This window comes from Terracoccus luteus (assembly GCF_003635045.1).
Lineage (GTDB): Bacteria > Actinomycetota > Actinomycetes > Actinomycetales > Dermatophilaceae > Terracoccus > Terracoccus luteus.
Window position 1 is genome coordinate 3,902,694 of record NZ_RBXT01000001.1, and the last position, 14,052, is coordinate 3,916,745.

Genomic DNA, 14,052 nt, shown 5'->3' on the forward strand with positions numbered 1-14,052 from the left:
CGGCCGACGGCTCAGGCGAACTCGTCGGCCAGGGACCGGTCGACCTCGCGCAGCAACGCGTACGCCCGCTCGAGCTCGAGGTCGACCACGTCGTAGTGCTGCGACCCGGCGGCGGTCGTGGCGACGAGGGTGGCCACGCCGGCCCGACGTTGGAAGAACGAGCGGCGCACGGTCCAGCCGATGACCCCGTCACGGCGCAGCAGCACCCGCCGCCGGTCGAGCGAGCCCCACCGGGTGACGAGGTGGCGCGGCGTCACGAGGTGCCCGAGGCCGGCGTACCGGTCGACGCCGAGGGCGACGGCGGCCAGCGCCACGACGGGCACGGCGAGCCAGAGCCACGGTGTCGAGTCGAGCAGCGAGACGACGGCCCACACCCCCGCAGCCACGACGGGCACGGCCACGAGAGCTCGGGTGAGACGGCGGCGACGCGCGGCCGGGCCGTGGGGCACGACGGGGGCCTCGACGGCATCCTCGTCGTCGCTGATGCGGCGGGCCAGGGGGGTGACGACGTCACGCGGGGCGGGCGGGCACAGCCAGTCGGAGCCGCCGCGCTCGTCGCCGAGGCCGGTCGTGACGACCTTGAGGCGGCGCCCGCCGGCCAGCCGAAGACCGAGCGGCTCGTCGAGGCGCAGCCCGCGCACCCGGCCGTGGTCGATGCTCGTCTCGCGGCTCGTCAGCAGCCCCCGACGGGTGTGGAAGCTGCCGAGCCGGTTGCGGGTGAGGCGGAACCCCCAGAACGTCAGCACGTAGGCGACGACGGCGAGCAGCGAGACGACCGCGAGCGCGGCGACGACGTCGACCCAGATCGCGAGCTCGCGCACCCGGCGCGCGCCGCTGACGATGGTGCGGCTCTCGTCGCCCACGGTGCGTAGGGCCTGGAGGGCGAAGCCGACGACGGCCGCGGCCGACGCGAGCCCGGTCAGGGTGAGCGGCGCGTAGCGCACCCAGCGGGGGTCGAGTCGCACGAGCACCTCGTCGCCGGCGTCGGGTGCGGGTGGGGCGGTTGCCGTCGTGGCGGGGTCACCGACCGCGGGGCCCCCGACCGAGGGGCCGGTCGGCGGGGGCAGGTCGAGCACGCGCGAGTCGATGCGGTGCAGCAGCTCGGCCCGGAGCCGACGGCCGTCGGCGAGGCGCAGCGAGTCGAGCACGATCCGTTCCTTGGCCGAGCTGCCGGTCGAGATCTCGACCTTCGTCAGCCCGAGGAGGCGGTGGTAGACCTTCGCGGTGAGGTCGACGGCCCGCACCTTGTCGAGGCGCGCGGTCGTCGTCTGCTTCGTCAGCACCCCGCGGCGCAGCTCGATCTGCCCGTGGTCGATGCGGTAGCGGGTGGTCAGCCAGCGCAGTGCGCCGAAGGCGAGGATGACCGGCACCGCGAGCAGCTCCCACCGGTCGTCGCTCTCGCTCGTGGCGCGGGCGAGCACGATGGCGATGACGGCGGGCAGCGCGCGGATGAGCGTCTCGAGCGGGTTGACGAGCAGCATCCGGGCGTCGAGCCGGCGCCACGGCGTCTCGGGCGGCGGCGCCGCGGATGTCGTCGCGGAAGTCGTCGCGGAAGTCGTCTCGGATGCCGTCCCGGCGGGGTTCGCCTCGCCGGCCACCTCCGCGGGTGGCTCGCTCACGTCGCGTCACCCTCGTCGAGCACCGCGGCGGCCGTGAGGCCCTCGACGAGCCGCTGCGCCACGGGCAGGTCGAGCCCGGAGATCTCGAGCGGCCCGGCGGCCGAGGCCGTCGTCACCGTCACGGTGGCGAGGCGGAACAGGCGCTCGAGCGGCCCCCGCTGCAGGTCGACGGTCTGCACCCGGCTGAGCGGGGCGATGCGCCGCTCCTGGGTGAGCCAGCCGCTCTGGGTGTAGATGGCGTGCTCGGTCGACTCCCAGCGGTGCACGCGGTAGCGCCACACCGGCATGACCGCGGTGTAGGCGACCGCCACGACGAGCCACACCGCGAAGACGACCCAGTGCGTGGTGCGACCGCCGTCGTCGAGGAACCACCAGACCACCTGCCCGGCGAGGACGACCAGCTCGCCGAGCACCGCCTCGAGCGCCCACATCCGGCGGGCGCGGGGCGAGACGCGGTGTGCGGGGTCACGCAGCACGGCCGTCGGCGGGGTCTCGTCGAGGTCGTCCACGCCACCAACCTGCCACACCCCCCGCCCCACCCCGTCGAAAGGCCAATTGGAGGGCATCGAGAGGCCAGCGCCCTCCCGCCGCAGCGGGGGCACTGACCTCTCGGTGGTCCCTATTTGGCCTTTCGACGGGGGGTTGGGTCAGGCGGCGAGGGCGGATGCCGGGACGCCCTCGTCGCGCGCGGCGACGAGCCGCGCGTAGCGGCCCCCGCGGGCGAGCAGCGCGTCGTGGTCGCCGAGCTCGGCGACCCGGCCGTGGTCGAGCACGGCGATCTGCTCCGCGTCGCGCACCGTCGACAGGCGGTGGGCGACCGTCAGCGTCGTGCGGCCGGCCATGAGCCGGTCGAGGGCGGCCTGCAGCTCGCGCTCGGTCTCGTTGTCGAGGGCGCTGGTCGCCTCGTCGAGCACGAGCACGCGCGGGTTGCGCAGCAGCGTGCGGGCGATGGCGAGGCGCTGCTTCTCACCCCCGGAGAACCGGTGGCCGCGGGCACCGACGACGGTGTCGAGCTGGTCGGGCAGGCTCGCGACGAGGGCTGAGACCTGGGCCGCCTCGAGGGCGAGCCACAGCTCGGGCTCGGTCGCCCCGGGGGCGGCGAGCAGCAGGTTCTCGCGGATCGACGCGTGCACGAGGTAGGTGTCCTGCGACACGACGCCGACGATGCGGGCGAGGTCCTCGGGGGCCAGGTCGCGCAGGTCGACCCCGTCGACGGTCACCCGGCCGAGGCTCGGGTCGTGCAGGCGGGACAGCAGCCCGGCGAGGGTCGACTTGCCGGAGCCGGTCTCGCCGACGAGGGCGAGCGTCGTCCCCGCGGGGATCGACAGCGTGACGTCGTCGAGCGCCCGGGTGGGGCTCACGGCATCCTTCTCGTGGGTGAAGGAGACACCCTCGAACCGCACGTCACCGCGGACCCGGTCGTGGTCGACGGCGACGGGGTGGGCCGGCGGTGCGATGTCGACGGGCAGGTCGAGGTAGCCGAAGATGCGGCTGAAGAGGGCCATCGAGCTGACCCACTGGACCCCGACGTCGAGCAGGCCCATGAGGGGCCGGAAGATGCCGGCCTGCAGGGTGGTGAAGGCGATGAGGGTGCCGATGCTCATGCCGTTGCCGGTCACGGGCAGCCCGGCCGAGAGGTAGATGACCGCGGGGATCGCGGCGAAGATCATCTGCATCGTCGCCATGCGCCAGCGGCCGGCCAGTTGCGAGCGCAGCTCGAGGTCGACGAGGTCGCGCGAGGTGGCGGTGAAGCGGGCGGCGGTCGCGCTGCCGGCGCCGAGGGTCTTGACGAGGGTGGCGCCGCTGACGGTCAGGCCCTCCTCGACCTGCGAGTGCAGGTCGGCCATGCGGCGCTGCCGGGCGGCGGTGATGTCGCGGCGCAGCAGGGCGACGCGTCGCGTCATGAGCACGGCGGGCGGGACGACGACGAGCGAGAGCAGCGACAGCCGGGGGCTGAGGGCGACCATGGCGACCGCCGTGGCGACCGCGGTCGTGAGGTTGCTGGCGACCGACGTGGCGGTCGTCGTGATGACGGTCTGCATGCCCGCGATGTCGTTGGTGAGGCGCGACTGCACCTCGCCGCCGCGGGTGCGGGTGAAGAAGGCGATCGACTGCCGCTGCAGGTGGGCGAAGACGTCGGTGCGCAGGCCGTGCATGACGCGCTGGCCGACCGAGGTCGTCATCCACGTCTGCACGACCCCGAGCAGCTGCGTCACGACGGTGACCGCGAGCATGCCGCCGACGGCCCGGAGCAGCAGGGGGACGTCCTGGTGGGGGAGGGCGTCGTCGATGACGGCCCGCAGCAGGAAGGGCTGGGCCATCGAGATGACCGAGACGGCGACGATGATCGCCGTGACGACCGCGACGGTGGCGCGGTGGGGGCGGAAGAGGGCGGCGACGCGGCGCAGGCTGACGGGTGACTCCGCGAGCTGGGCGCGGTCACGCGGGTCGAGCTGCTGCGGGGGGCGGCCGCCGTGGGTGCCGGGGGTGTTGCCGGGGGTGTGGGTCCGTGGGCTGGTCAAGGGCTACTCCGTTCGTGGGCTCCTGTGCATAATGCTGAGGTTACCTCACAATGAGGTAGGCAGTCAAAACGGTAGGATGCCGTCATGGCCGCGCCCCGCGACGACGCACCCCCCGCCCCCTCCGTGACGTCGGTGACGTCGGTGACCTCGATGACCCCTGAGAGCTCCCAGGTCGACGACCGCCCGCTCGACGAGCTGCTCATGGGCGCCGCCCGGGCCCTGCGCCACCACTGGGCCGACGGCCTGCAGGAGGCCGGGCTCTCACCGCACGACGCCCGGGCCCTACGGGTCGTGGGGCGTCACGGGCCCTGCCGGCTCGGCGTCGTGGCCGAGCACCTGCGCATCGCACCGCGGTCGGTCACCGACGTCGTCGACCGCCTCGAGCAGCGCGGTCTCGTCGAGCGCGTGCCGGACCCCGACGACCGGCGGGCGACGACGGTGCGGCCGACCCCGACCGGCGAACAGGTGCTCTCGACCGTCGACGCCGCCCGGCGCGTCGGCGCCGCGGAGTTCTTCGGCCGGCTCACCGACGACGAGCGAGCCGCCCTGCGCACGATGCTCGTCACGTTGGAGGGCTGAGGTGGCCCTGCAGTCGGTCGACGCCCGGTTCGACGCCGCCACCGACGACCTCGTGCGCGGCTGGTGGGGCCACCTCGCCGACGCGGGCCTGCCGAGCCAGGCCGACCACGCGAGCGAGTCGAACGCCCCGCACGTCACGCTGTCGGCGCTGCCGTCCGTGCCCGCGTCGGTGGATGCCGGGTGGCCGGCCGTGCTCGACGCCGCGGGTGGGCTGCCCGTCGAGTGCCACCTCGGCCCGCTCGTGCTGCTCGGGGGCCGGCGCCTCGTCGTCGCACGCCTCGTCGTGGCCTCGCAGAGACTGCTGCGGCTGCAGGCCGCGGTGCACGACGCGCTCGTGGCCGCCCTCGACGACGAGGCGTCCGAGGCGGCCGAGGCGGCTGAGGCGGCTGAGGCGGCTGAGGCACTGCCCGAGGTGGTGCGCCCGGGACGGTGGACGCCGCACGTGACCCTCGCGAGCGGGGTGCACCCCGAGCAGCTGCCCGACGTGCTGGCCGTGCTGCGCGAGGTCGGTGGGTCCGGTGGGTCATCGGGGTCCGGCGGCGTCGACGTGCCGGCCCGGATCGAGACGGTGCACCGCTGGGACCCGGACGTGAAGCGGGTGTGGGACGTCACGGCATCCGACCCGCAGGGCCCGGCAGGACCCGAGGACCCGGGGGCCCCGGGCGGCTGAGGCCACCGTCGACCGGCGAACCTACGATGGGGGCATGACGCTCGAACTCGGCCTCGACACCTTCGGCGACGTGGCCCTCGGCGACGACGGGACCCCGCTGCACCCGGCCGTCGTCGTGCGTGAGGTGCTCGCGGAGGGCGAGCTGGCCGACCGCCTCGGCCTCGACTACTTCGGCATCGGCGAGCACCACCGGCGCGACTACGCCGTCAGCGCCCCCGACGTCGTGCTCGCCGCGCTCGCAGGCCGCACGGAGCGCATCCGCCTCGGCACGTCGGTGACGGTGCTCAGCTCGGACGACCCGGTCCGGGTCTTCCAGCGCTTCTCGACCCTCGACGCCGTCTCGCGCGGGCGGGCCGAGGTGACCGTCGGGCGGGGCTCGTTCATCGAGTCGTTCCCGCTCTTCGGCCTCGACCTGCAGCAGTACGAGACGCTCTTCACCGAGAAGCTCGACCTCCTCGCGGCGCTCGTCTCCGAGAAGCCGGTGCGCTGGGAGGGCAGCACCCGCGCGCCGCTCGACGTCGACTACGTGGCGCCCGCGACCGAGTCCGGCCGCCTGCCGGTGTGGGTCGGCGTGGGCGGCACCCCCGCCTCCGTCGTGCGGGCGGCGCAGTACGGCTTCCCGGTGGTCATCGCCATCATCGGCGGGTCGTCGCGCCAGTTCGTGCCGCTCGCCGACCTGTACCGCCGCGCGCTCGGCGAGCTGCAGCAGCCCCCGCAGCCGATCGGGGTGCACTCTCCCGGCTACGTCGCCGCCACCGACGAGCAGGCGGTCGAGGAGTTCCTGCCCCACTTCGTCGGCTACATGAACATGCTCGGCCGAGAGCGTCGCTGGGCCCCCATGACCGAGGCGCAGGCCCGCGCACAGTTCGGGCCCGACGGCGCCGCCTACGTCGGCTCGCCGGAGACCGTGGCCGCGAAGATCGCCGAGACGGCGCGGCTGCTCGGCCTATCGCGCTTCCAGCTGAAGTACTCGTTCGGCACCCTGCCGCACGCCCAGCGCCTCGAGTGCATCCGCCTCTACGCCGAGGAGGTCGCGCCGCGCGTGCGCGAGCTGCTCGCGTGAGGGTGCTCCTGCTCGGCATGGGCTCGCGCGGCGACGTCCAGCCCTTCGTCGCCCTGGGCCAGCGCCTGGCCACGCTGGGGTACGACGTCGGGGTGGCGGCGGCGCAGGACTTCGGCGGTCTCGTGACCGCGCACGGGCTGCGCCACGAGCCGTTCTCGTTCGGTCTCGAGGAGGGGGTCCGCTCCGAGGTCGGCCGCGAGTGGCTCGGCGGCTCGAGCACCAACCAGGTGCGGGAGGCCCGGCTCATGAAGACGGTCGTGGCCCACGTCGCACCGGCCCTCGCCGACGACCTGCAGCGGATGGTCGGGCGGGCCGACGCCGTGGTCTCGAGCGCCCTGAGCGTCGACGCCGCCTCGTCGCTGACCGCCGCGGCCGGCATCACGCACGCGCACGTCATGCTGCAGCCGACGTGGCCGAGCCGGCACGGCCCGTCGTCGACGTTCGCCCTGCGCCCACAGGCGGACTCGCTGCTCAACCTCGGCTGGAGCGCCCTCGCCGGGCGGGCCGCCTTCGACATCGTCCGGTCGACCGGCGACCTCCTGCGCGCACGACTCGGCCTGCGCCGTCGGTCGCTGCCGGGGTTCGTCGCCGCGCTGCGCGCCACCCCGACGGTGCTGGCCGCGAGCCCCCTCGTCGTGCCACGGGCCCCCGACTGGCCGGTGTCGCTGCGCCAGACGGGCTTCTGGTTCCGCGACACGGAGGGCGCCGACCCGACCGAGACGGATGCCGGCCTCGCCACCTTCCTCGACGACGGCCCGCCCCCGGTGTACCTGGGTCTCGGGTCGATGCCGACGGGCCGGCCCGACGACGTCGTCGACGTCTTCATCCGCGTGCTGGCCCGGCTGGGCCGGCGCGGGGTCGTCTCCGCCGGGGTCGCCGCGCTGGGGTCGGGCGTCACCGACCGTGACCTCGCGCATGGGGGTGACGGTCGGGTGCACGTCGTCGCCGGCCCGGTGGCGCACGAATGGCTCCACCCCCGCTGCGCGGCGGTCGTGCACCACGGTGGGGCCGGGACGACGGCCGCGGCCCTGCGCGCCGGTGTGCCCCAGGTGACGGTGCCCCACATCGCCGACCAGCCCTACTGGGGGCGTCGCGTCCACGAGCTCGGAGTCGGGGCAGCACCGTTGCCCCGCAAGCGGTTCGGTCCGGAGGCGCTGGAGGCCGCGCTCGAGGTGGCGCTGTCGCCGGAGGTCGGCAGAGCGGCATCCGCGCTGGGCCGTCGGGTGCGCTCAGAGGACGGTGCCGGTGACGCGGCGGCCGTGCTCGACGCCCTCTTCCGCGGTCGGGGGCGGACAGCATGACGGGCGGCGCGACCGAGCACCTCGACGTCGTCGTGGTGGGCGGCGGGCTCTCTGGAGTCGACGCGGCGTACCGCCTGCAGACCGAGTGCCCCGACCGGACCTACGCGGTGCTCGAGGGGCGCGACGAGGTCGGTGGGACGTGGAGCCTGTTCCGCTACCCCGGCGTGCGCAGCGACTCCGACATGCACACCCTCGGCTACCCCTTCGAGCCGTGGACGGGGGAGGCGGCGATCGCCGACGGCGCCGGCATCCTCGACTACGTCCGCCGGACCGCCGACAGGCACGGCATCACTGAGCGGATCCGCTTGAGACACAAGGTGGTCGCGGCCGCGTGGTCCAGCGACGAGGCCAGGTGGACCGTGACCGTGCACCGGCCCGACGGCCTGGTCCGGCTCACGTGCTCGTTCCTCTACCTCTGCAGCGGCTACTACGACTACGACGCGGGCCACACCCCCGCCTTCGACGGCCTCGGGACGTTCGAGGGTGTCGTCGTGCACCCCCAGCACTGGCCCGAGGGGCTGGACGTCGGTGGCCGTCGTGTCGTCGTCGTGGGGTCGGGTGCGACGGCCGTGACCCTCGTGCCCGAGCTCGCCGCCCGCGGCGCGGACGTGACGATGCTGCAGCGGAGCCCGACCTGGGTCATGTCGCTGCCGCGGGTCGACCCCGGCGAACGCCGGCTGCGACGGGTGTTCGGTCCCGGCGTCGCCGCGCGACTGGCCCGGTCGCGCAACGTCGTCACGTCGTCCGCCTTCTACCGGCTCACCCGGCGCTGGCCGGCGGCGTCCAGGCGCTTGGTCACCTGGTCGATGGAACGCGCGTCCGGCTCGAAGTCGCTGGTGTCAGAGCACTTCTCACCCCGGTACGACCCGTGGGACCAGCGGCTGTGCCTGGCCCCCGACGGCGACCTGTTCACCGCGCTGGCCGGCGACCGGGCCCACGTCGTGACCGACACGGTCGAGCGGTTCACGCCGACCGGCATCCGGCTCGGGTCGGGTCGTGAGCTGCCGGCCGACGTCGTCGTCACCGCCACCGGGCTGACGCTGCTCATCGGTGGTGGCATCGACATCACCGTCGACGGCGTGGCCCGCAGCACGGCCGACCTCGTCGTGCACCGCGGCTGCATGTTCGACGGGGTGCCCAACCTCGCCGTGTGCGTCGGCTACGTCAACGCGTCGTGGACGCTGCGGGCCGACCTCACCAGCCGCTACGTGTGCCGGCTGCTCAACCGCATGGCCCACGACGGGCTGCGCCGGGCGACGCCGAGGGTGCCGCCCGACCTCGGGCGCCGTCCGCTGCTGCCGATCACCTCGACCTACGTGCGGCGCGCCGGGTCGACGCTGCCGCAGCAGGGCGACCGGGCGCCGTGGCTCATGCGCCAGAGCTACCTCGCGGACCGCCGCGAGATGCTGCACGGGCGCCTCGACGACGACCTCGAGCTGGCCCGCTGACAGCGGGCGACGCCGGCCCCACGGCGGTGGGCTAGCGTCGGGCCGTGGCCGACGACGGAGCAGCAGCGACCCCCGCCGGCCCACGACCGGCGTCGGACGAGTCACGACCCGGCCCCGACGCCCCGTACCGCGACCCGGCCCTCGGGGTCGACACCCGGCTCGACGACCTCCTCGGCCGCATGACGCTCGCCGAGAAGGTGGGCCAGATGCTCCAGCTCGACGCCCGCGACGACCTCGAGGACGTCGTGCAGGCCCGGCTCGCCGGGTCGATCCTCCACGCGTCGCCCGAGCACCTCGTGCGGGCGGTCGAGCTCGCCGCCGACACCCGGCTGGGCATCCCGTTGCTCACGGCCGACGACTGCATCCACGGTCACTCGTTCTGGCCCGGGGCGACGATCTTCCCCACCCAGCTCGGTCAGGCGTGCACCTTCGACCCGGGGCTGGTCGAGCGCGCCGCCCGGGCCACGGCCGTCGAGGTCGCGGCGACCGGCATCCACTGGACGTTCTCGCCGGTGCTGTGCATCGCCCGCGACCTGCGGTGGGGTCGCGTCGGCGAGACGTTCGGCGAGGACCCGCACCTCATCGGCGAGCTCGGCGCGGCCATGGTGCGCGGCTACCAGGGTGACGGGCTCGCCGACCCCACGGCGGTGCTCGCCTGCGCCAAGCACTTCGCGGGCTACTCCGAGACCCAGGGCGGCCGCGACGCGAGCGAGGCCGACCTCAGCCCGCGCAAGCTGCGCTCGTGGTTCCTGCCGCCCTTCGAGCGGGCCGTGCGCGGGGGCTGCCGCACCGTCATGCTCGGCTACCAGGCCATCGACGGCGTCCCCGTCACGACGAACGGGTGGCTGCTCGACGACGTGCTCAAGCGCGAGTGGGGCTTCTCGGGCACCCTCGTCACCGACTGGGACAACGTCGGCCGCCTCGTCTGGGAGCAGCAGGTGCACGCCGACGACGTCGACGCGGCCGTCGCCGCCGTCACGGCCGGCAACGACCTCGTCATGTCGACGCCCGCGTTCTTCGAGGCCGCCCAGCAGGCCGTGAGGACAGGGCTGCTCGACGAGGCGGCCGTCACCGCCGCGGCCAGGCGGGTGCTGCGCCTCAAGCTCGAGCTGGGGCTCTTCGAGGACCCTCGCGCCCCCGACACCGCCCGGCAGGCCGAGGTGGTCGGCTGCCGCGAGCACGCCGCGCTCAACCTCGAGACGGCCCGACGCGGCCTCGTCCTGCTCACCAACGACGGCACCCTCCCGTTCACGCCGGCGCCCGAGGGCGGCCAGCGCACCGTCGCCGTCGTCGGGCCGAACGCCGACGACGTCCAGGCCCACCTCGGCGACTGGGCGGGTGCCTCCGGGCAGGTCGACTGGATGCCGGACGGCCACCCCCGCGAGACGGTCGAGACCGTGCTCGACGGCTTGCGGGCCGTCGTGCCGTCCGGCTGGACCGTCACCACGGCCCGCGGCGCGGAGATCGGGACGCTCCACGACGACCCGGAGGGGCCGACCTTCCCCGACGGCCAGCCGCGGCCGAGGCTCTTCCACGCCGCCGGCACCGACGACGCCCTGCTGGCGGAGGCCGTCGCCCGCGCGAGCGAGGCCGACCTCGCCGTCGTCGTGCTCGGCGACACGATCGACCTCACGGGGGAGGGCTGCTCGACGGCGACCCTCGAGCTGCAGGGCGGTCAGGTCGCTCTCCTCGACGCCGTCGTGGCCACGGGCACCCCGGTCGTCGTCGTGCTCGTCCACTCCAAGCCCTGCGTCCTGCCGCCGTCGGCCCTCGCGGCGGCGGCCGTCGTCGAGGCGTTCAGCCCCGGCATGCGGGGCGGCCGCGCCGTCGCCGAGCTCGTGCTCGGCCTCGTCGAGCCCGCCGGCCGGCTGCCCCTGTCGGTGCCGCGCCACGTCGGCCAGCAGCCCACGTTCTACAACCAGGTGCGGGGGCAGCACGGCTCCCGCTATGCCGACCTCACGCAGGAGCCGCAGTTCCCCTTCGGCCACGGCCTGACCTACACGACCGTGGAGTGGTCCGACCTGCGCCTCCTCGGGAGCGACCTGTCGCTCGACGACCCGGGCGCCACCGTCGTGGCCGAGGTGACGCTGACGAACACCGGGGACCGCCCGGCGCACGAGGTCGTGCAGGCCTATGTCTCCGACCTCGTCACCAGCGTCACGTGGGCGAGCAAGGAGCTCAAGGCATTCCGTCGCGTCACGGTCCCCCCGGGCGAGCGGGTGACGACACGCGTCGAGGTGGCCGTCGCCGACTGCACCCTCGTCGACGCCCGGGGCCACCGCCGTGTCGAGCCGGGTGCGTTCGACCTGCTCGTCGGCCCGTCGTCGCGCGACGCAGACCTGCTACGAGCCCGCTTCACCGTGCACCCGGCCGGTGCCCCGATCCCTGCCTGAAGGAGAGCCCGTGCGTGCTGCCCGAGTGACGTCCCTCGACGGACCCCGTGCCGTCACCGTCGCCGAGACCCCGGTGCCTGCGCTGCGCCCGGGCCACGTCCTCGTCGACGTGCACGAGGCGGGGGTGAGCTTCCCCGACGTGCTCATGACGCGCGGGCAGTACCAGGTGCGGCCCGAGCTGCCCTACGTCCCGGGCGCGGAGTGCGCCGGCGTCGTCCGCGAGGCGGCCGAGGGCAGCGCCTTCGCCGTCGGCGACCGGGTGGCCGCCTTCCCGACGGCCGGCGCCCTCGCCGAGACCGTGCTCGCACCCGAGACGCTGACCTTCCCCCTGCCCGACGCGGTCTCGTTCCGTCACGGCGCCACCCTGCCGATGAACCACCTCACCGCGCACTTCGCCCTCACCCGGCGGGCGCGGCTGGCACCGGGCGAGACGGTGCTCGTGCACGGCGCCGCGGGCGGGGTCGGCACGGCCGCGGTGCAGCTCGCCCGCGCCCTCGACGCCCGGGTCGTCGCCGTCGTCTCGACCGCCGACAAGGTCGCCACCGCCGAGGCCGCCGGCGCCCACCACGTCGTGCTGGCCGAGGGGTTCCGTTCCGCCGTCGACGATCTCACCGGGGGCCGCGGGGTCGACGTCGTCGTCGACCCCGTCGGGGGCGACCGGTTCACCGACAGCCTGCGCTGCCTCGCTCCGGAGGGCCGCCTCCTCGTCGTCGGCTTCACCGCCGGCGAGATCCCGCAGGTCAGGGTCAACCGGCTGCTGCTCACCAACGTCAGCGTCGTCGGCGTCGGGTGGGGCGCCTTCTGGATGCCGGCCGACCCGACCTACCCGAGGCGGCAGTGGGACGAGCTGCTGCCCCTGCTCGAGGCGGGCGCGCTGCCCGCGCTGCCCGGCACCCGGCATCCGCTCGACGACGTCGCCGAGGCCCTCGCCGAGCTCGACGAGCGGCGCGCCCGCGGCAAGGTCACCGTGACGGTGCGGCCCGACCCCGGTGCCACCGACGGGGTGGGCACGGCATGAGGGCCGACGACCGCCCTGCCACCAGACGGGTGCTCGTCACCGGCGCGGCGTCGGGTCTGGGACTCGCCCTGACCCGGCTGCTCGTCGAGCGGGGCGACGAGGTGCTCGCCACCGACACGGCCACCGAGCGACCGGCCCCCCTGCCGACGGGGGCGCGGTACCACCCGCTCGACGTACGCGACGACGACGGGTGGGCGGCGGCGCTGGCCGAGGCCGACGGCCACTGGGGCGGCCTCGACGTGCTCGTCAACAACGCCGGCGTCGCCGCCGGTGGTCGCATCGACGTCGAGACGATGCAGGAGTGGACCCGTCTCGTCGACGTCAACCTCCTCGGTGTGGTGCGCGGCTGCCGGGCGGTGACGCCGGCGTTCAAGGCGCAGGGGAGCGGGCACCTCGTCAACGTCGCGTCGCTGGCCGGGCTCGTGCACGCTCCCGGGATGTCGGCCTACAACGCCGTCAAGGCCGGTGTCGTCGCCCTGAGCGAGACCCTCGCCTTCGAGCTCGCACCCCACGGCATCGACGTGACCGTCGCCTGCCCCTCGTTCTTCCGCACCGGGCTCGGCTCGTCCTTCGCGGGCGCCGACACCGGCCTCGCCGAGACCGGCCGCCGCCTCGTCGACGGCTCCCGGCGCGGGGCCGACGAGGTCGCCGCCACGGTGCTGCGGGGCGTCGACGCCCGTCGTCACCTCGTGCTCACCGACCGCGACGGCCGCATCGCCTGGCGCGCCAAACGCCTCGCCCACCCGGTCTACGCCGCGGCCATGCGGCGGGCGGGCCGCCGCCTCGCGCGGTGACGCCGCGAACCGCTGCCGGCGGCCGACACGCCCCGCTAGCCTGACCGGATGCCGACGTGGATCGCCCTGCTGCGCGCCGTCAACGTGGGCGGCCGGTCCTACCCCATGGCCCAGCTGCGGGCGGTGCTCACCGAGGCCGGCTACGGCGACGTCGAGACGCACATCCAGACCGGCAACGTGCGCCTCACCTCGCCGCTGCGCTCCCGGGCGAAGCTCGAGTCCGAGCTCGAGCGGCTGCTGAGCGACGACCGCGGCTTCACCGTCGAGGTCGTCGCCCTCACGCCGGCCGAGCTGGCCGAGATCGCCGCCGACGCCGACGAGCTGAGCGAGGCGGACCCACCCTCGGGCGGGCACTACGTCAGCGTCCTCAAGACCGCCCCCACCGACGCCGGCCGCCGCACCATCGAGACCGACCCGCCCGAGGGGGAGCGCGTGCACGTGCGCGGCCGGGCCGTGCACCTGCTCTACGACAAGCCGTACCACGAGGCCAGGCGCTCGAACGCCGCCGTCGAGAAGGCGTTGGGGACGTCGACGAACCGCAACGCCACGGTCGTGCGTGCCCTCGCCGCGAAGTGGGGCGCCTGACCGCCTCGCCATGTCCTCCCCGCCCACCACATGGGCCCGGTGCGCCGGCAGCCTGTGGAT

At 74.9% G+C, this 14,052-nt stretch carries 12 protein-coding genes; 9 read left to right on the top strand and 3 right to left on the bottom strand.

Annotated features, from left to right (window positions below):
• Positions 1 to 11: 11 nt before the first annotated feature.
• The 3 genes from DFJ68_RS17535 to DFJ68_RS17550 form a co-directional block, all read right to left on the bottom strand.
• Positions 12 to 1,619 (bottom strand): PH domain-containing protein, encoded by a 1,608-nt coding sequence (locus DFJ68_RS17535; RefSeq protein WP_245963726.1) that lies wholly within the window; start codon positions 1,617 to 1,619, stop codon positions 12 to 14.
• Positions 1,616 to 2,128 (bottom strand): PH domain-containing protein, encoded by a 513-nt coding sequence (locus tag DFJ68_RS17545; RefSeq protein ID WP_245963727.1) that lies wholly within the window; start codon positions 2,126 to 2,128, stop codon positions 1,616 to 1,618. Before DFJ68_RS17545 ends, DFJ68_RS17535 begins: the two co-directional genes overlap by 4 nt.
• A 138-nt stretch (positions 2,129 to 2,266) precedes the next feature.
• Entirely contained in the window at positions 2,267 to 4,141 is a 1,875-nt protein-coding gene (locus DFJ68_RS17550) for an ABC transporter ATP-binding protein (RefSeq protein ID WP_121034842.1), read from the bottom strand.
• A gap of 84 nt (positions 4,142 to 4,225) precedes the next feature.
• On the opposite strand from DFJ68_RS17550, the gene DFJ68_RS17555 reads away from it, so the two are divergent.
• Genes DFJ68_RS17555 through DFJ68_RS17595 form a run of 9 tightly spaced genes read left to right on the top strand, consistent with a single transcriptional unit; the run spans position 4,226 to position 13,992 of the window.
• Entirely contained in the window at positions 4,226 to 4,720 is a 495-nt protein-coding gene (locus DFJ68_RS17555) for a MarR family winged helix-turn-helix transcriptional regulator (protein ID WP_245963728.1), read from the top strand.
• Between the two features lies 1 nt (position 4,721).
• Entirely contained in the window at positions 4,722 to 5,390 is a 669-nt protein-coding gene (locus DFJ68_RS17560; RefSeq protein WP_121034843.1) for a 2'-5' RNA ligase family protein, read from the top strand.
• A gap of 34 nt (positions 5,391 to 5,424) precedes the next feature.
• Positions 5,425 to 6,453 (top strand): LLM class flavin-dependent oxidoreductase, encoded by a 1,029-nt coding sequence (locus DFJ68_RS17565; RefSeq protein ID WP_121034844.1) that lies wholly within the window; start codon positions 5,425 to 5,427, stop codon positions 6,451 to 6,453.
• The gene (locus DFJ68_RS19010) at positions 6,450 to 7,754 is read left to right on the top strand and encodes a glycosyltransferase (RefSeq protein ID WP_121034845.1); all 1,305 of its coding nucleotides are present in this window, start codon (positions 6,450 to 6,452) and stop codon (positions 7,752 to 7,754) included. Before DFJ68_RS17565 ends, DFJ68_RS19010 begins: the two co-directional genes overlap by 4 nt.
• Positions 7,751 to 9,202 carry a flavin-containing monooxygenase gene (locus tag DFJ68_RS17575; RefSeq protein WP_121034846.1) on the top strand — a complete coding sequence of 484 codons (1,452 nt, stop codon included), beginning with the start codon at positions 7,751 to 7,753 and terminating at the stop codon, positions 9,200 to 9,202. Before DFJ68_RS19010 ends, DFJ68_RS17575 begins: the two co-directional genes overlap by 4 nt.
• Positions 9,203 to 9,246: 44 nt before the next feature.
• Complete coding sequence (locus DFJ68_RS17580) at positions 9,247 to 11,595, top strand: glycoside hydrolase family 3 N-terminal domain-containing protein (protein WP_121034847.1); 2,349 nt, start codon at positions 9,247 to 9,249, stop codon at positions 11,593 to 11,595.
• 10 nt (positions 11,596 to 11,605) lie between these two features.
• Positions 11,606 to 12,613 (top strand): NADPH:quinone oxidoreductase family protein, encoded by a 1,008-nt coding sequence (locus DFJ68_RS17585; RefSeq protein WP_121034848.1) that lies wholly within the window; start codon positions 11,606 to 11,608, stop codon positions 12,611 to 12,613.
• The gene (locus DFJ68_RS17590) at positions 12,610 to 13,407 is read left to right on the top strand and encodes an SDR family NAD(P)-dependent oxidoreductase (protein WP_121034849.1); all 798 of its coding nucleotides are present in this window, start codon (positions 12,610 to 12,612) and stop codon (positions 13,405 to 13,407) included. The genes DFJ68_RS17585 and DFJ68_RS17590 overlap by 4 nt, the downstream gene beginning before the upstream one ends.
• A gap of 48 nt (positions 13,408 to 13,455) precedes the next feature.
• On the top strand, positions 13,456 to 13,992 hold the full coding sequence (locus tag DFJ68_RS17595) for a DUF1697 domain-containing protein (protein WP_121034850.1): 537 nt from the start codon (positions 13,456 to 13,458) through the stop codon (positions 13,990 to 13,992).
• Positions 13,993 to 14,052: the final 60 nt, after the last annotated feature.